At 32.6% G+C, this 18307-nt stretch carries 18 protein-coding genes; 4 read left to right on the top strand and 14 right to left on the bottom strand.

The window, feature by feature from the left end; all coding sequences use genetic code 11:
- Positions 1 to 255 precede the first annotated feature (255 nt).
- Both ACSQ2E_RS11155 and ACSQ2E_RS11150 read right to left on the bottom strand, forming a co-directional pair.
- Positions 256 to 711: a hypothetical protein gene (locus ACSQ2E_RS11155; protein ID WP_435990596.1), complete on the bottom strand. Its 456-nt coding sequence runs from the start codon at positions 709 to 711 to the stop codon at positions 256 to 258.
- Between the two features lie 717 nt (positions 712 to 1428).
- Complete coding sequence (locus tag ACSQ2E_RS11150; RefSeq protein WP_435990595.1) at positions 1429 to 1776, bottom strand: hypothetical protein; 348 nt, start codon at positions 1774 to 1776, stop codon at positions 1429 to 1431.
- Between the two features lie 340 nt (positions 1777 to 2116).
- On the opposite strand from ACSQ2E_RS11150, the gene istA reads away from it, so the two are divergent.
- The 3 genes from istA to ACSQ2E_RS11135 are packed head-to-tail and all read left to right on the top strand — an operon-like array spanning position 2117 to position 4613.
- Positions 2117 to 3664, top strand: coding sequence for an IS21 family transposase (istA, locus tag ACSQ2E_RS11145; RefSeq protein ID WP_435990594.1), 1548 nt, complete (start codon positions 2117 to 2119; stop codon positions 3662 to 3664).
- A complete protein-coding gene (istB, locus tag ACSQ2E_RS11140; RefSeq protein ID WP_113970945.1) occupies positions 3661 to 4413 on the top strand; it encodes an IS21-like element helper ATPase IstB in 753 nt (250 codons plus the stop codon). The genes istA and istB overlap by 4 nt, the downstream gene beginning before the upstream one ends.
- A complete protein-coding gene (locus tag ACSQ2E_RS11135; protein WP_435990593.1) occupies positions 4410 to 4613 on the top strand; it encodes a hypothetical protein in 204 nt (67 codons plus the stop codon). The genes istB and ACSQ2E_RS11135 overlap by 4 nt, the downstream gene beginning before the upstream one ends.
- Before the next feature lie 344 nt (positions 4614 to 4957).
- On the opposite strand, the gene ACSQ2E_RS11130 is transcribed toward ACSQ2E_RS11135, so the two are convergent.
- The 5 genes from ACSQ2E_RS11130 to ACSQ2E_RS11110 all read right to left on the bottom strand — a co-directional run bounded on the left by ACSQ2E_RS11130 (position 4958) and on the right by ACSQ2E_RS11110 (position 9485).
- The gene (locus ACSQ2E_RS11130) at positions 4958 to 6898 is read right to left on the bottom strand and encodes a DUF3732 domain-containing protein (protein WP_435990592.1); all 1941 of its coding nucleotides are present in this window, start codon (positions 6896 to 6898) and stop codon (positions 4958 to 4960) included.
- Positions 6895 to 7365, bottom strand: coding sequence for a three component ABC system middle component (locus ACSQ2E_RS11125; protein WP_435990591.1), 471 nt, complete (start codon positions 7363 to 7365; stop codon positions 6895 to 6897). The genes ACSQ2E_RS11130 and ACSQ2E_RS11125 overlap by 4 nt, the downstream gene beginning before the upstream one ends.
- Positions 7358 to 8488 (bottom strand): hypothetical protein, encoded by a 1131-nt coding sequence (locus ACSQ2E_RS11120; protein ID WP_435990590.1) that lies wholly within the window; start codon positions 8486 to 8488, stop codon positions 7358 to 7360. Before ACSQ2E_RS11120 ends, ACSQ2E_RS11125 begins: the two co-directional genes overlap by 8 nt.
- A gap of 189 nt (positions 8489 to 8677) precedes the next feature.
- Complete coding sequence (locus tag ACSQ2E_RS11115; RefSeq protein ID WP_435990589.1) at positions 8678 to 9028, bottom strand: sigma factor-like helix-turn-helix DNA-binding protein; 351 nt, start codon at positions 9026 to 9028, stop codon at positions 8678 to 8680.
- A 127-nt stretch (positions 9029 to 9155) separates the two neighbouring features.
- Entirely contained in the window at positions 9156 to 9485 is a 330-nt protein-coding gene (locus ACSQ2E_RS11110; RefSeq protein ID WP_435990588.1) for a HepT-like ribonuclease domain-containing protein, read from the bottom strand.
- 566 nt (positions 9486 to 10051) lie between these two features.
- Here ACSQ2E_RS11110 and ACSQ2E_RS11105 point away from each other — a divergent pair.
- Positions 10052 to 10321 (top strand): hypothetical protein, encoded by a 270-nt coding sequence (locus tag ACSQ2E_RS11105; RefSeq protein WP_435990587.1) that lies wholly within the window; start codon positions 10052 to 10054, stop codon positions 10319 to 10321.
- A 285-nt stretch (positions 10322 to 10606) separates the two neighbouring features.
- On the opposite strand, the gene ACSQ2E_RS11100 is transcribed toward ACSQ2E_RS11105, so the two are convergent.
- The 7 genes from ACSQ2E_RS11100 to ACSQ2E_RS11070 form a co-directional block, all read right to left on the bottom strand.
- Positions 10607 to 10795, bottom strand: coding sequence for a hypothetical protein (locus ACSQ2E_RS11100; protein ID WP_435990586.1), 189 nt, complete (start codon positions 10793 to 10795; stop codon positions 10607 to 10609).
- Between the two features lie 120 nt (positions 10796 to 10915).
- Positions 10916 to 11272 carry an ankyrin repeat domain-containing protein gene (locus tag ACSQ2E_RS11095; RefSeq protein ID WP_435990585.1) on the bottom strand — a complete coding sequence of 119 codons (357 nt, stop codon included), beginning with the start codon at positions 11270 to 11272 and terminating at the stop codon, positions 10916 to 10918.
- A 200-nt stretch (positions 11273 to 11472) separates the two neighbouring features.
- Positions 11473 to 11640, bottom strand: coding sequence for a hypothetical protein (locus tag ACSQ2E_RS11090; RefSeq protein WP_435990584.1), 168 nt, complete (start codon positions 11638 to 11640; stop codon positions 11473 to 11475).
- A gap of 741 nt (positions 11641 to 12381) precedes the next feature.
- A complete protein-coding gene (locus ACSQ2E_RS11085; protein WP_435990583.1) occupies positions 12382 to 12621 on the bottom strand; it encodes a hypothetical protein in 240 nt (79 codons plus the stop codon).
- 55 nt (positions 12622 to 12676) lie between these two features.
- A complete protein-coding gene (locus ACSQ2E_RS11080) occupies positions 12677 to 13249 on the bottom strand; it encodes a hypothetical protein (RefSeq protein ID WP_435990582.1) in 573 nt (190 codons plus the stop codon).
- Positions 13228 to 15099, bottom strand: a complete 1872-nt coding sequence (locus ACSQ2E_RS11075) for a tyrosine-type recombinase/integrase (RefSeq protein WP_435990581.1) — start codon at positions 15097 to 15099, stop codon at positions 13228 to 13230. Before ACSQ2E_RS11075 ends, ACSQ2E_RS11080 begins: the two co-directional genes overlap by 22 nt.
- Positions 15083 to 18304, bottom strand: coding sequence for a tyrosine-type recombinase/integrase (locus tag ACSQ2E_RS11070; protein WP_435990580.1), 3222 nt, complete (start codon positions 18302 to 18304; stop codon positions 15083 to 15085). The genes ACSQ2E_RS11075 and ACSQ2E_RS11070 overlap by 17 nt, the downstream gene beginning before the upstream one ends.
- Positions 18305 to 18307: the final 3 nt, after the last annotated feature.

The raw sequence follows: 18307 nt of genomic DNA, 5'->3' as shown, positions 1-18307 counted from the left end.
TACCGCTTTTTCATTACGAAAATATCTTTGAAGTGACATTAATCTAAGTCAATATCTCTAATATTATAATTAGAGATTATTTTGCTTGAAAAGAGACTCTTTGACTTTATGGTTATCGTATCACCTGGATAAACATTTTCAATTTTTGTTAAAATACCCGGGTTAGTTGAAAAACCTCTAAGTTGTTGATTAATATATATTTCTAGGTTTCCTAGACTTGTCGGATGATAAAAGTTATATGTACGACCTTGCATTTTACATATTACTTCTCTCAATGTATTCACTTTGGCTGCCTAAATTATATCCGAGCTCATACATTTGGTCCATAAAGTTAGCAATATAAACAATTATTTTTCTATGACTTGTTGATCGTTCAATTTCCCTTTTCATATTTGGGGCATGAATGTTCTCTAACTCATGATATAACTCCTCCAGAAAAAAGGTTAATTGGTTCTGATAATGTCTCTTTACATAACCAATCATCCAGCCATGATGAAACATCGTGAATGCTGTATTATAGAAGAAGTTTGTTTTCTGTTGGTATTGAAGCATTTTTGTAACTTCTGACTTATGTATTTCATGATCTGTATATAAAACATCCTTGATAAACTCGTCAATAATATATGGAACTCTTCTAGCATCAACTTCTGCTTTTTTACCTAGTTGATTAATAAACTGAGCATTTGGCTGGGGTTGCTTTTTAAAAAACATAATTATATTCTCCTGACTATATCAAGTGATTACTTTAAGTATGGAAGTAATTTTTCATTTTGACTCGCAGCTACAGATAAAGCAGAATGGTTTTGCAAATCTCTAGCACTTGGATTAGCCCCGCTTTCCATTAACCTTTTTATTATTTTTGGGTCGCTATCCAAGATAACCGCTTCGGTGATTGCGTTTCTTTGAAATTCTCCAAATCGCATATTTACTTTGCATATTTTAGAAGTCGATCAACTGCATTATAATTCTTGTCAAAATCCAAAGATAAATTCTCCAGAATTACATATAACAATGCAGCGATGGTATAGGGAGTAAATCTTCCTCGTATAAGTGTTTGTATTCTCAAGACTTCCTCATACTAGGAAAAACCTCTTGTGAGAGAAGACTTTTCCTAGTGCCATTCCTAAAACTTGAGCGAAACTAAGAATAGGTTCGTAATGAAAAATGATTATTAAATTCTAAAAATTCTAGTATAATTGTTCCACTAATAAAAGAACTGGACAAAAAATAAATGAAATCCTGTACAGCGCGCAGAACAAAAAGGGCTTTAGAAAGGTTGATGTTTTTGTAGAGAATATGGTTTTCAATTTGAATCCAAAGTCCTGATAAATAATCTCGTTAAGGTATCACATTTTTTAAAACTTAAGAAGGCCGTTGGGTCTAGAATCTAACGGCCAAAGAAAAACCTATATAATAGTTTTTTTTATTTTAGTTTAGTTTATAAGCCAACCCATCAATCATCTCTAAGAAAGACGACTTCATTACATATGCTACATAATGGGCATGTGATACATAAGCTGATTTTTTGTGTGACACTTTCAAAACAACTTCTCCATTATGTTCTCCATCTTCCGTAATATAAAATTCATTGTGGCTGTGATAGGCATTCATTGTTTCAACCATTGGTCCGAGTATCATTAATGTGCTTTTATCTAGGTTAACAGCTAGTTCTTCTTTTGTTTGACGGTCTTTAAACACTAAATCAACCTTATTTAATCGTCCAAGAAAACTATCTTTTTTAATCATTAACTCTATTCTGTTTGCGCTACTAATCATATCGACATTCTCCTTTTATCATAATAATAGTTCTTCTATCCTATTTTACTATATAGCAAATTCTAATGTATAGAAAGTTTCAAAAAATAGGAAAATAAATGTTGTAACAACTAACTCCCCTTAATTTGTTAAAATAATCAGATTCCACATTATTAGGGCTCCTTCTGATTATTGCAGTCAGAATGAGCCATTAGTGCATACTTTTGAGCCACCTAATGCGGAAGAGAAAGCCACCAAGTGCGGAGTATTGAGCCACTTGTGCTATATAAATAAATACCTCCCTGTATAATTGAGAAGCATGCGTTACCGCATGACAAATCTTTTATAGGGAGGTTTTTTTGTGATCAATTGTCGGAAGATTCTAGATCTTCACTTGGAGGGGATGAGTCAGCGTACAATCAGTGCGAGCACGGGTCATTCAAGAAATACGGTAGCTAGTGTCATTCAAACAGCAAAATCAAGAGGGATACAAGAACTAAACGACACTATGACGAATGCCTGGCTAAATGATTTTCTGTTTCCTGAGAAACAAGCTGTCGAGAAAGGATATTACCCAGTGGACTGGGAAAAGGTTCACAAAGAACTTCAAAAGAAAAACGTTACATTGAAACTATTACATTACGAATATGCCACTGAAGCACGCCTAGGAAAGAAGGTCCCCTATGCTTACCGTACGTTTACGGAAAAATACGGGAACTACGCAAAGAAATATAAAACGACAATGCCGATACGTCGTAAACCAGGGGAAATTATGGAGGTTGACTGGGCAGGGTCTACGCTTACCCTTAAAGACCGGGCAACAGGGGAAAAGATACCAGTCTATGTGTTTATCGCTACACTGCCTTACAGTCAGTACAGTTATGTTGAGGGGTTTATAGACATGAAGTCTCCGAGCTGGCTTACCGCCCACATTCATGCTTTAGAGTATTTTGGTGGCGTACCTGAAACGATGGTACCTGACAACCTGAAAACAGGTGTGACCAAACCTCTACGAGGTGAACCAATTTTGCAGGAAGCATATCGAGAGCTAGCCGATTATTATCATACAGTGATAGTTCCAAGTCGCGTCCGAAAACCTAAGGACAAAGCAAGTGTTGAAGGAACAGTGGGCTATATATCCAGACAGGTTATAGCTGCTTTACGCAATTATCCTTTTTTCCATTTGGAAGATTTGAACCATCACATTTTCGAAAAACTTGAAGAGATTAATACTACCGCTTTCCAAAAACGTCCAGGATCTCGTAGAGAGGTATTTGAGGAAGAGGAGAAGCCCTACCTTCGCTCTCTTCCTCGCACACGTTACAAATTGACGGAATGGAAAACAGCGAAAGTTCAACCGAACTACCACATCCAGGTTGATCGCATGTATTACTCCGTCCCCTATGAGTACGTCCGGGAGCAGGTCGAAATTCGCCTGACACCAGATCTACTTGAATTTTACTTCAAAGATGTACGGATTGCATCCCATAAACGAATAACAGGCGATATTGGACAATATTCGACATCTGTAGAACATATGCCTGATCATCACCGTTTATATTTAGATCACAATCCTGAAAATAACCGCGTTTGGGCTAAAAACATTGGGCTTTCCATGGAAAAGTTTGTTGATAAAACGCTCGAACAAAACGCAGAGAAAAAAGCATTGTCTATTTTGAGCGCTCTGAGAAATATAGCAGAAAAATATGAGCCAATCACGTTGGAAAAGTCAGTTGAAACTTTACTAGCCATATCAAGTAACCCAACTCTTTCAGTCCTTAAGAGTATTCTAGACCGCGAGGCTAAAAGGATTCCACCGGAATCACCTGCCGAAAAGTCAAAGAATATGGCAAATGATTATGGATTTGTGCGTGGTGCAGCTTATTTTGGAAAGGAGCGTTCTAAATGAATCAGGAAACCTTAAGAAAATTAACCGAAATGAAAATGGGCGGTATGGCAGATATTTATCAGCAACAGAGCCAAAACCGTGAATATCAAAAAATGGACTTTGATGATCGTTTTCAGCTTTTAGTGGATCATGAGTATGATCGCAGACGTTCAAATAAGTTAGAACGTCTGATTAAACAGGCAACATTGAATGAACCAGCAGCTGCCATTGAAGATATCGAATATAATCCAGATCGAAAACTGAATAAGCAACTCATCTTAGAACTAGCAGCAGGAAATTATATTCAACGACACCATAACATTATCCTTATGGGCGCTTCAGGAAACGGAAAAACATGGATCGCAAATGCCTTTGGTGTCCAAGCATGTCGTCAGTTTTATAACGTTAAGTATATTCGTCTACCTGAACTATTAGATGAGCTGACAGTGGCCAAGTTTGAAGCAGACGGAAGCTTTCGGAAGTTGATTCAAAAATACCGGAAAGTAGATGTATTAATACTGGATGAGTGGTTATTGACAGAACTCCCAGAAGAACACGTAATGCTTATATTAGAGATCATCGAGTCAAGGCTCAAAAGAGCCTCTACCATATTCTGTTCGCAATTTTCCCCAGAAGGATGGCACGCGAAATTAGGGCAAGCTCAAGTAGCTGATGCCATTCTTGATCGTATTATTCATGATTCTTATCACATTATGGTCGATGGAGAGATTTCAATGCGTGAACGCCATGGATTGGTGGGATCATCATGATTCCTATCGAGGTAGAAAGCCGTATAGCCACGTATTTCTTTCATCGTTTTCTTCCTAATGAGGTAATGGAGCAGATTGTAGAACTCCTTCTGCCCCTCTGTTTGGAAGTAGATGAAGAGGAAGATTTAGACCAAGAGGATCTTGTCAGACAAGCTGTTACAATTATTGAAGACCAGCTAGAAGGAAAGAACTTTAAATAACTCACACAGCCATCGAAGCACATAATTTCGATGGCTGTTTTAATACGTATTCGAGATAGTGGCTCTTTGTGATGCATTCAGTGGCTCTTTTATCCGCACTTGGTGGCTCAAAAGTCCGCTCAAGTGGCTCTTTCCTAATGCAATACTCACCTTCTTCTCGTACTAAGCTTCCCCATTACTTTAAATCATCCTTAACTCCTAACCTGGTACTATCCAGTACTTGTAATCAATGTTATATTCACTAAAACTGTTTTCACATTTAAAATTGGCTCTGAAAAACAAAAAATGAGAACCCCAAAACTTTTGGACTTCTCATTGAAATAGCATAATTTCCTGACTGGTATTTATATCAATTTTTCACCATCAAACCAATATTTTTGAATATAAGAGTTAAAATCATAACCTTCAATATCTAGAGATTTAACATGATCTGTCACTATAATTTGCGGCTCATAACCTATTTGGTCTTTAATACTAGTAATTTCATCAAGAAATGCTTTATAAACTTTTTTTACAGCCATTATATCCGTATTATTTTTTTTGTCATTTTCATCAACAGATGTGTCTGGAAAATAAACCTGGCTTGGCTGATCAAAAAATAAAAATTTTGGAATAGGAGAATTTTTAATGCTACAAAAGTACCTTTGTAAAGATAGAAACAAACCAATATGACATGCCAACCAGTTTGCACCACTTCCCATTTCACTCAAGTAGATTTTGCTATTATTTTTCTTATCGAAAAAATAAAGTTCAAAGGTTTCTTTTAAGTCAAAATACATGTTTGCCGGTTTAAACTCATCTTCAAAGTCAAGTTTATCAATAACTTTGTTCATATTAGTATTAATCTCAGACATTGCTTCTAAATAATACTGTTCTAAATTATAACGGTTGATTTGAAACCTTAGTTCATCAACTTCATCTTGTATAAAAGTGGTATCCTCATCCTTGAACCTAGTTAATGTATTTTCTACATACTCAGTTTCAGTCTGAATTCTCGCTTTGGCATATAAGATCTGTTCTTGCATATTCTTGCCTTCATCTATTCCTCTATAGTACTTTTCTATTTCATTTATTTGATCCAATATTCCTTTTACTTCATTTTTCACTTTATTAATTTTATCTTTAATATTAGTTATCTTTTCAGATAAAGAACCTTTCCGGTAATTAACTTCACTTATCTCCTCTTGTAACCAGTTCATAGATTTTTTAATACTTTTAATCGTTTCATTGGTTTCGATATTGCTATTTCCACATAGAGGGCAATTATATTCGTCTAATAATGGTTTAGCAGCTTTAGATCTACTCTTTAATTTATCTAAATTATTTAGATAATCATGTCCATACTTTTCACTATCTTCTAAATTTGAAAGAGTTAGCTCATGTTTATGTATAATTTTTCTTTTACTCTCTAATGTATCTTGTAATTCCTTATACCTCTCTCTTATTTCACTATTAATATAGCTTTCAATCGAGAAAGCTGGTAGTTTCTCTTTTAAATCGTATAAATCATGGAGTCTATATTTTTCAACATTAATTTCTTCACCTATTAGCTTAAAATAATCTTTATACAAATCCTTTAGAAATTCTTCTTTTATTTTTATGTAGTCTTTTCTTTTAGCGGTTTCACTTTCTTTAACCTTTAACTCTTTCTCAAGTAAATCAAGTTGATATTTAAGAGTATAATATTCTTGGTCTACCCATCCTGAAAAAATTGGGAATTGACCAATGACTTGTTCCTTTTTTCTGTGATCATCAAATCGATAAAATAATGCAAATTTGCTGGCAACTAAGTTCTGATGTTGTAACAAATAAGACATCATATTCCTTAAGCTTGGTTTTCCTACCCTTTTATTTGCACTAGAATCGTCTGATAGGTCTGTTAAATTCATTCCTAAGTTCTTTTCAATCTCTATTACTGCTAAAGTCCTCTTGACGAAGTATTCATCAGAAAAATAATCAATATTCAATTGTTGAAAATCAATTTCTCTTGGTTCCACTTTTATGAACATTCTTGTTCGTCCACCATCATTATATGCTTTTCTTCCAATAACTAATGTTGAATTTTCAATCTTTATCGTAAGCACATATAGATGAGTAAAGTTAGTAATTATTCCTTTAGGTATAGTAGAATAATAACTACCGAAACAATAATCTATAATCTCTAAAAGTGCACTTTTACCACTTTTAGATTCTCCTGTTATAATATTTAAACCTTGAGTTAGTTGTACTTCTCTTTTTTCCCCTTTCTTATTAAAAAGTATGATTCCGCTTATCCACGATTTCACAACTCTTTCACTCCAGACTTAATAAGAATATCAATTGTCCTATAATTGGAAAAAACCAAACCCAGATAGTAAGAAGATCTATAAAATATTTTTAAGTTAGGATCTTTCTCTTTTCTGTAATCAACTTTCTTATTTGATTCCACTTCACCATTTTCTGTTATCTCAATTAATCCTTCATTTACAGCCGTTATAACCGATTCCTTAGATAAATCTTTATACATTGTGTACCTTTTTTCAATTCCCCCTAAATTCATACTCTTGTCATTTTCAATAAAAAGTGAATAAAAGTTACTATTCCTATTAGCTTTATATAATACCTTTCTAGAAGGTTCATACATGACGTATGGTAATACTAAATAGTTTCTTGGAAAATCAATTTTCCCATTATGACCTTGAATAAAGTAGTGAATTAATTTGCTACAAAAAAACGGATTTAATGATAGGTTACTTATGTTTTCGCTACTCATCCTTTTCCTCCTCTAAATACCAATACAAGTTACCATCATCGACTATTTCATGGATAATTCCATTTTGAAAAAACCTCCAATTATTTCTAACTATTCCAAACCCCAGTGCTGGCAATTGCATTGATTTTAGATAATATTTTTTAGATTCAAGAATTCTTCTTTTATCAACTTCACCTATACAATTTAACTGATGTTCTTTCTTTAAATATTGTAAATTTGTATTCAATTCAGATTTATAAGCCTTTAAATCTTTAGAAAAAATATAATTATCAGTAAAGTACTCAATTATTGTATTGTTCTTTCTCCAAACATCATTAATAGCGTTATTAGTTTCTTTATCAAAGTTAATTCTCTTTATTTCCTTCACAAATCTCTTGTTTTGATAACTATCATAATCGTCAACCATATAGTCTTGATATGTATCGGGAAGATTTAAACCCTCACCAGTATATTTATCGCGTATATTAACTACTAATTCTTTAAATTCTTCTTTGGATATTTCCCATGAATATGGAGGTTGCTCAGGTCTTCTTATTACATATCCCACTAATGAGTCAATAAAAAGTTCATATTTATCTTCAGGTACAACTAACAAGTGAGTAATGATTGATCTTTTAATCTCGCTTACATTGGGTTGACTATGAACTATACAAAACTTGCCAAGTAAATTTTTCAATTCATCTTTTTCAATCTTCATGACCTCGTTATAAAGTGGCCTAAAAGTTTTTTCTCTTTCCTCTTTTGTCTCACCAATGTTTTTAATAATTGTATATCTCTCATCAACTGATTTTTCATCCCAATTATTAAAAACTGAATCTTCACCTATACTTGAAGTAGTTAGTAATAATAAGTGTTTAAACTCATCTATTGAATTTTTAGATTTTACCCAGTTTTTTAGAGTATTCCAGATTTCTGGACTTCTATCTGATAAATATGTTTTACTAGTATGGTGCTTTACTTCTGCTTGATATGATTCTTCAGAATACTTTTTTGAAATATCTCCATACTCTTCTACAAAAATTTTTTCTCCGTCTTTTAACTCAAAACATAACTTAACAACTGTCAAATAGTGATAAATATCACCGAGCTTTGTTAGAGTATCATCAAAGGGTAATCTCTTCATGTCATTCTTGCCTCCTAACCCCTTAAATAACATTTATCTACATTATTTTCAGTATATTACATTTTTTGAAGTGAATGTTCCAAAATTAGTAAAAAAAACAAGATGGCTTTAATCCAACTTATTACTATGAAGCAGAAGCAGCGGTATACCTGTGACAAAAGTTGCTTCTTATAATCGATGTTATAAGTACTACTTTCTCAATTCATTAAAGAAATTAACCCCATATGTTTGACATAAGAAATTCACCAATCTCCTTTCACTCTTGTAAACTAATTGTCTTACCCTTTCAGGAGTGACCTCAATGATCTCAGCGACTTCCCTTAGTTTTAAGGGTATCCCTTTCACACCATAGACAGAATCTAATACTAACTGTTCTCTTTCAGATAACACATATTTATGTTTAAGATAAACATTTATAAATCTCTTATACTCTTCTGATTCTTTAGTATGTAGGATGCTGTAATATCTTTTTATTAAGCCCATTTTTTCAGAATTTCTCATATGGAAAAAATAAAGCACATCTTCTTTGGTTACTTCCAACACAGTAACACTCCTTCGTAAATAAAACCTTATAATACATACTTCGACATTTTGTTATAAATTACCTACTTAACATGTAAAAAAGTGGATAATGTCGTCCCTGATTACCCACTTTTTATAGATCAACCTATTTGCTTTTTATTGCAGCACAATTAGTTCTTAGTGTAATACTATCTACTGTTGCTATTTTCCAAATTTCGTATTTATTTAGATTGTCATAGTCATTTATTAGAGTATCTCGAAAGTCAATTATCTTCTCCCAAGGAATATGGGGATTATCTTCCCTAACTTCAGGTGGGATGTTTTTTGCTGCTTCTCCAATAAGTTCTAGATTCCAAATTACTGCATCAATAATTAACCTAGACTTTTTAAACTCTTTAAATGACAAACCTTTAGTATATGTCTCTATGGTGTCAACAACATTAATAATTCTGTCAATAAAATAAAGATGGGCCATGTGGAATTTTTCACATCCTTTAGTTTATTTGAATAGAAGTAACAATACACCTAAATCGACTACACGCTCTATATCTTGTAAAATTAGAACTTCGACAAGTACTTATTTTGATTGGTGCTTTATTAGAAGTGCTTTACTTATTATAATAAAACAAATACGAGCTGGATGTAATTGGTGTTATACCTGCAATAAAAGGTTCTTAGTGATTTATAAAGGGGGATCTCAAGATTATGAGGGATAAAACAAGCATTATCAGAACCGAATTAAAAAAATGCTTTTAAATAAAGAAATCCCTTTATCTATTGTTCCAGAGATTAGACAAGATGGTGGAATATTTAAAAACGAATAATATTTTTAAATATGAGAGACGAAAATTTCCAGAAGAATGTTCATCAGAAATTTTAAAGTCTTAGCTATAGCAAGCAACGCTATTGGTACCAAAAACAAGTGAAGAGAAATGCCTCATCGAGAATATCTTCGTTCAAAAGACAAATCATAAAGAAAGTGATAACTAATTTCTTAGAAGAAATAGTAAAAGTCGATTTTTAGGACTAGAGGGATACCAAATGATGTGGGAATGGTTTGAAGTTGAGATGCATTACTTAATTGATGGGCATAGAAACATGAGTTCCAACCGGTTTAGGTGCAGGCGTAATGAGTTACCAGGTAAAATTAGTGGCTGGTTAAAAAATATTAGAATGGAAACTGGATATCGCAAAACAGTTGTAGAAAAGATCATTTTAAACGGTAGTGAGGATATTGCAGAAGAGATAATGAACTATAAAAGTGATCAGGATGATTTTTACCATTTTAGTTTAGGAAGTAAGAAGAGATGAGTGGAGATTACTTTGCTTTGAAGGCGCAACTTACTGAATTGAAATTAAAGCTTTGTCACGCAGGGTTGTCAATTTTCATAAACCGACGATAAAAGAAGAAATTTCTGTTGAACTTGAGCAAGTACTGCAACTGGTTGATGAATTTGAGGAAACTCTGACTCGGAAAGCCTCTACTTTTGAGTAAGGACTCTTTGTTAGATTTAATATCATTGCTTATAAACATGTTAGCTCAATAACCTGATCAAAAGTTAGGAAAAACTGACGATGGTTTGTACTTCGTATTAATTAGGTAATATCCCGCTCCCCTTCACAATCAGGGCATTTCCATTTCACAATTCGGTCTTTTTCAATATCTGAAATTCCTATTTTTCGAGTGAAGTGTGTTGAATTATAAGAACCTTGTTGATTCTTTGGGATTGGTTCTCCTTGCAAGTCAGCGCTACAATGCGGGCAATTTTCTTTACTATTCTTCACAAATTCATATCCTTTCAGCTACTCCCTAATTTCCAATATTAATTAAGGCTTAACTATTCACTCTATAGGTCTTCTTATAATTTTAAATTTAATAAGGACCAACATGTTGATATCTGGTAGCTATTCTTTTCCTTCAGACAAAACTTGTATTACTTCTATCTGTCTATCGCCATTCCACCCTTTTTCAGCAGATTCATACGCCTTTTGAATTTCAGTAGCTCCGTGATCCAATAGTAATTTAACAACATTTGAATAATCAAAAAAAGAAGCAACAATCAAAGCGTTCCGATTTAATTTATCTACCCAGTTAACTTTTGCTCCCTGTTCTAAAAGCATCTTAGTAACCTCAAGGTTACCTTCTCTTACCGCTAGCATTAATATACTTTGATCATTTAAGACATGATTTACACCGTGTTTTTCAATATATTTTTTTAGACTTTTAAAGTCCTGCCGTTCTAAGATTTCATAAAAATTCATATAACCTCTCCTAAGCAGAGTATTTCTTTAGCGGCATTGATTAATATAAGACAAGAGTGAAGGGGCATGAACTATATTACAAAGTTCTTCATAGACATGATGAAACATAGTAAACCTAACCTGGTCATCACCCAAATTAAACACTCTCGAGCAATATTAAAAACCTTGTTGAGGGGTGTAAAACTTCCAAGGTGTAAGCCTTATGAACCTTTCACCTTGGTTTCTTTGTTTATAAACTTCCAGTAAAACGTCTCGATGGAGTATTTATGCCACTTTTCGGTAAGGTAATCATTTACATGAAGTTTCCCAGTTTGCTCTCTCTTTGATTTCATTTCAAAGTAATCTTCGATATGACTTTTTATTTCCATTAATAATTCATCCCTACTTAAATCTAATAGACGGTCATATTCCTCTTTAAAGGGATGAAATTCACTAACTGTTGGCCTATTTTCCCACTTTATAACAAACATTCCTTTCTGAAAACCACTAAAAATAATCCCATAAGGATTCTTCCCATCTAGGTTTGGAAAAATACTCAGCTTTTTAAATGCTATCACTTTACGATTTTAATGATAAATTAGCAACGAGGATATTTTAGGAACAAATATTTAGATGTTTGTTACAGTAGCCTGATAAATCCCTTGATGAAGAGTGGTAAAAAAGATGGCATGGGTGGTATAATCTTTTGGCTGGTATCAGTTTTAATTTTCTAAAATCCTTTGTTAACTCTTTCTCGGTCCCCGGAATAATACTCTTTTTCGACAGCTTGTTACTCAGGAAACAGAATATCATTTAGCCAGGCATTCGTAATTGTGTTGTTAGGGTTTTATCCCTAGAAAGTGTTACTTCAGTTAAACGTACACAACTAGCTACCGTATAACTTAGTGATCCGGGCTCGCGCTGACTGACGCTGATTCATCCCTTCCGAATGCAAATCGAGAATCTTCCGAAAATTAATTACAAAAACCCTCTTTATAAAAGCATGCGGTAACACAGGTATTTATTAATAGCACAAGTGACTCAATACTCCGTACTATGGTGGCTTTCTCATCCGCATTAGGTACTCAATAGTAAGCACTAATGGCACATTCTAATTATAGGATTATTTCTTAAAGGAATCTAATTTTTTTGATATCAATCTCATAAAAGAAGGTCATATTAGGAAATACCCATTCATTCATTCCATCCAATTTTGACTCTAATGTTAACCAAAACCCTTTAGCTTCTAAGTCAATTTCTTCTACAGTCCCAATAAAAATGTCATTATTAAAGCCTGTTATTTCAATAAATTGGCCAACACTTATTATTTCCAATTTATTATAAAGTTTTACATACTCTTCACTACTCATTTCCTTTTGTGACCCCCTTTTACAGGCAATAACCTTTTTAACCTATAGTAGAGTTTTATGCCTTTCCATCTTCTAGATTAATAGGAAATACATTTCCTAATTTATTTCTCAGTTTCCTAAGCTCTAATTCCATTTCATTTATTTTTTTAAAATGTTCCACGCGTTCCAAGTTCAATAATTTATTTTTTTGAGAAATTCTTTTAACCTCTAAGTTTAAATTTTCATTTTGTACTTTTAAATTGTTGAACTCTATTTGGTCAATAATTGCTTTATTAAGAAATTCATCAAGCTCTATCAATTGTTCTTGTGCCTTTTCATTCTTTTTGTTTGTAAACGGATTTTGAGCTTCTATCATATTAATACGTTTCTCAATATATAAGCGCAAAGTGTTCGGGTTGTTGTAAATAGTACTTTTAGAAATATTTATCGAACTACAAATTCCTCTAATATTGAAGTTAATTGACTGAATCTCTTCAAGTGCTTTATTGAGCCGTTCTTCTATTTCGAGAAAGTACTTTTCAATTCTAATGAACTGCTCTTGAGTCGTTTCCTTATAATGGTGTAGATCACCTAATTCCAACTGCTTTAAAAGTTTCTCGGTTGCTGCTATAACTTTTTCTCGATCCACTCTGCCACTTCCTTTTCAATCTCACTTATATTTTCTAAAAATTCTCCCAAACCGGGGTAGTTCTTAACTATACCAGGGTTTCCTGTTTTTTTTATTTCATCTTTTAATAATAATAACTCTGGGTTTAACTTACGTTTTATATATTTCTTTAAACCTTTTAACTCTCTTTCAAATTCATTCCGGTACTTCGGGTTTTTCTTGTATAAGTCTTCATTGTATTCAATAATCCTTGCTTTTTCCTGGAATCGTTTAATTGAAAAAGATAAGTCATCTAAAGAAGGAACTTGTACACCAAGATAATATGCGTCATTAATACTTGATATATATTCGTTTCTTTGGCAAAGTTTGTTGAATGATTTAGCACAAATACCCAATTCCATATCTGCAATTGGATTATTGGTTCTTGATAGTAACGAAATTATTTCTTGTATATCTGTAAAAATATTAAGTTTATTTTTTTGTAAAAATTTATTTATTTGGCTGTATATTTCTTGGTACTCTTTTGATTTAATTTCTTCGCGGATATACCTGTCAGAAGACTCTTCTTCATCTTGGATAAGTGTAAATCCATCTTTAGAAGATCTCTTCTGAAGAGTCTCAACAGCATTCACTTCTAATTTTTCCAATTCTTTTATACGGATATAATGCTTCGTCATTTCTTCTGTTAAGTGATTCATATGTTTTCTGATAAAATCCAGCTTATAGCCCTTATTGTATAGTATGGAAGCGAGTACAACTCTATATTGATGAAAAGTGACATAATATATCTTTCTATCCATTTCTTCATCAGGAATAAAGCTTGCAGACTGGAGATTTCTCTTTGTAGTTACAGCAAATTGACTTACTTCATGGTCAAAAATTTTATCTAGCTGCAGTTTATCCTTGTGACGATAAAAAAATTCAACCAAGCGAAAGCGCAATAACGTCTTGGATACTTCTGTTCCCTTTTGATTAACAAATAAGAAGTTTGACTTCCTCGTGTCTCTAAATATATTTGTAAGTGTCTGATAAGCCAAAAGGGCGTTTTCTGTAATAAAACTCCATGTCCATTTGAAATCAGTTTCTTTAACTGTTTTGAAAGTTTTGAAATTAAGTGTGAAAAAAGATTCAGTTTCTCCCCTAACACTTATGGGAAGCACCCTATTTACTTCTAAAAGTCTAAACTCACCAATTCGCATGCCAGTTTCAGCACATAACACAATCATACATGCTGCTGCACGTTGAGGATTGTTTAAGTTTTCATTCCTTATATCAAGGATTGCAGCAGAGATAATTTGGTTGTGAATATCGATTGGGATAAATTTATGCTTTCCTTTTTCTCTCTCAATTTTGATTTTTCTGCTATTAATTTCATTAAGGTATGAATAACATTCTGAAAAGTCAACATTTTTTACTCTAAGTTCTAACTCCGCCAAAAACATCTTAATAGTATATTTTTTGTCCGATAGACTGCGTTCAGAAAGAGTGTTTGAAAAGAAACCTTTAAGAAATTGGGCATCAATAAGATTTGGATAGAACATATGATTTTCAGACAAATAATTGATGAATTTCTTTGTGACATTGAATTTCTCTTTTGCAGTGGTAAAGCGATTGTGTTTAATGAACAGAATCCTTAGAATCATATATTTTGCGAAGTTTTTATATGTTGAATTCACCTGGGTAAAATCGTATTTGTATGCCCAATCTTCTCCTGAAAATCTTTTGAATTCATAGAATTCCCACAAATCATCTGCGAAATTAACATTTGAAGTTACAGGGAAATCTACAAACATTCGAGGAATATCGATAAGTTCAGACCGTACTGCTCCATAAGTTTTTAGTTCCTTTACGGTTTCAAATGTTTGGATCATCAAGCTCACCTCCCACTTTCTTTAATAACCTTGTGTAATAAGCCGTATACAATTTGAGTTTAGCGTTTAGTGCATTTCTTTCATTTATATTTAATGTAATTTCTTTATCATTTTTTACATTTTGTATTCGCTTTTTAAATAGCGGAATTCTAACCGTAGTAGTAGCAAAATGAGGACAAATAAGACATTGGTATTCTCCTTCTTCATTGACACACCCATTTTGATTACATCCACCAAGTCCATCCTCTACTGGATTGAGTTGTACAACTTCTTCTTCTTCTAAAATATTGCCATAAACATCAACTCCTGATACGATAACACCAGCAAACATTTCGGCATATTCTTGAGCTGAAGATGTTTTTCGATAATACTTTATTGCTGTTTTTTCGCCATTTCCCGCCATCTCAGCAATTACCTGGCTTGGTAAACCATCCTTAATACCTTCGGTGTATACATTATCTATGAAAGTAGTTCTAAGATTATTAGGTCGATATTTGTTATTCAGTTGACCTTCCAATTCGTTTTGAATCTTTGAAAAGGTAGCAGCAAACTGATATACAATTTCTATTATCCGATCCTTTCTCCATGCGTCTTCTTTAATAAATATATACTTAGAAGTTTCACCACTTGCTTTACTAAAAGCGTCGGTTGTAAGGTGAATTGCCTTTTCAATAAGATTTATCTTCTCAATAGTTAACGTAGTGCAAATCATTTGGTTTCCTGTAGTTTTTGAATAATATTGTATTACGCCAGTTCTCTCTGATTTTTCCAAGACACAGTTTCTTTCTAATGCTAAAATTTCACCGGATCGAAGTTTGGTTGTTGCAGCCAAGTTAAAAATGATATAGTTTAACTCTCCAATAGTTCCATTTTTTCTTTGTTCTTGAAATTTATTGGAAAATAACTCGATATCATTCTTTGTCATTGGCGTTCCTCCATTAGTATCAATTGGCTTTTGCTTTAGAATATCAATTAGCAAAATTGGAATATTATATTTATCTTTATAAAATTTTAAGTAAGCTCTACAGCTCTTAACAAAAGCATTCACATGACTGGGTTCCTTACTGCCAATGTAGTAACTCCATTGTTCCAACATTTCGGAAGCAACAAAACTATCAATTCGATTTAAATTTTTATAGCTAGAGATGAAATTTAGAAATTCTATTACTCTGTAAATACCCGTTGCAACCGTACTGAATGACATGCTAGACTGCTTCCAAACGTAATGTTTTAAATCCTCCCTCAGAGCCTTGTCTCTTACTTGAGTAAAATCAATACTATAATGGTAATTTTTCCTAATATTTGCATACCCATCGGGAGAAATTAGTAACCATCTATTTTCAGTCGGTACATCCTCAAAAGAGTTATAAGCTATTACACTATAACCTTTCTCATAATATTGAGAAAAAGTATTACTACCTAGAATTTCTTCTGAATATAAAGTTCCTTTGAAAATATTGTGATTAATGTTTTGCTCTTTTATAATCTTAGAAAGTAAAACATAAAATCGAGTCAACCAAACAGAAAATCCCCTTTGTTCAGAAGAGTTTAAAAAATTCATCTTCTGAAAAAAACGATACTGTTTTTTATATACTCCAAATGTAAAATCTGAGATGGTTTGGGGTTCTTTCTCCACTGCCATTAAACTGTATCTGAATAAATAGATGAATAATCTTATAGGATTTTGTTGTTTACTTTTAATCTCATTTTGGAAAAAATTCAAAAGCAAACTCTTTATTTTCTCACTTGATGTGTTTAAATTTAGAATAATGGGCGAATTTTTGTCAGTACTTAAGTGGAGTTGTTGGGGTGAACTCTCTAGAGGAAAATTAGTTCCTATTCTATCCAATAGATATTCGCTTAAGACAGCATTTAATTGACTTGATTTTCGTTCTTCCCAAATCAGAAGTTCTTTATTTTCTTTTAGTTCGTTAATATCATAAGAATCCAAATGGATATTCTCTACGATGAATAGATATAATTCTGATAAAAGCTTTCTTGCTACTCGCTTACCTTTATCGCACCAATTTTGAGCACGGATAGTTTTCATACTTATACAATATTGTTTCCAAGAAACTTGTTCTATAGAATAGGTTTTAAATATACTAATTATTATTTCATTAAAGTATTTATTAACTGATCCTAAATCATTCTCGGTAAATGAATGTTGTGTATATACTTGCTCAAAAAAAATTAAGAATACCCTTTTAAATTTTTCGTTAATTAGTGTATTTTCAATTTGTTGCTTAAATCGTTCTGTTTCTTCATATGAGAGTTTACGAGTTCTTAAAGTTAACCCTTTGCTTTTCCCTCCATAAAATGTGATGTTGTTTTCAGTGTATCCTGTTCCCTCAAAGATATTATGTTTGATATTTTTCTCCTTTATAAATTTACAAAGATAGACATAAAAACGTGTAAGATAGATAGTAAATCTGTATTTTTCACTACGACTTTTTGTATTAGCAACGTTTTCTCTATTAGCATCCTCATAAAACTTATACTGTTCCTTGAAGACTTCAAATGTAAAGTCGGTAATGGACAGAGTTTCTATATCTTGTTCCTTTACACTCTGATGGAATAAATATAGGAAATGTCTTAACGCTGGCTCTTGTCGTCTTTCACTAAGGAAGAACCCTACAAGTAAGGATTTTATCTCTACATTTGAAATTTTTAAATTAAGTATAGTAGGAGAACTAATTCCATTATTCCTAATTTTTATGTGCCCTTCTGGAAAAAAGTGCAACTGATCAATAGAACTTCCAGGAGGAAAATTGGTTCCGAATTTTTCATAAAGATGCACGGCCATTTTTCCGGCACTTCTTTCTTCCCATATCAAAAATTCTTTATTTTGTTTTAGTTCAGTGAACCCAGAAGTATCTATGTGACAATGTTGTATAAGATAGTTATATAAATCCGACAATATCTTTCTTGCTATTCGTTGTTTTGTGGGATTCCAACCCTGATTTCGGATTTTCTTAATACTAAAACAATACTTATCCCAAGAACTGCTTTCCAAAGAGTAATTCAATAAAATATTAGATAATATATCTTTGAAATATTTACGAAAATTACTAATCTCTCCAGGCGGAAAGTCGCGTTGTTCATAACAGTACTCAAAAAAGTTTAGAAAAACGGACTTAAAATCCTTGTTAGTTAGGTATTTCTGAATATTTAGTTTTAAAGTGTCTGCTGCTTTAGTTGTCAATGT

The sequence above is a fragment of the Rossellomorea sp. LjRoot5 genome, assembly GCF_964253455.1.
In the GTDB taxonomy this organism is placed as follows: domain Bacteria; phylum Bacillota; class Bacilli; order Bacillales; family Bacillaceae_B; genus Rossellomorea.
This window is presented reverse-complemented; position numbering and strand designations above follow the sequence as displayed.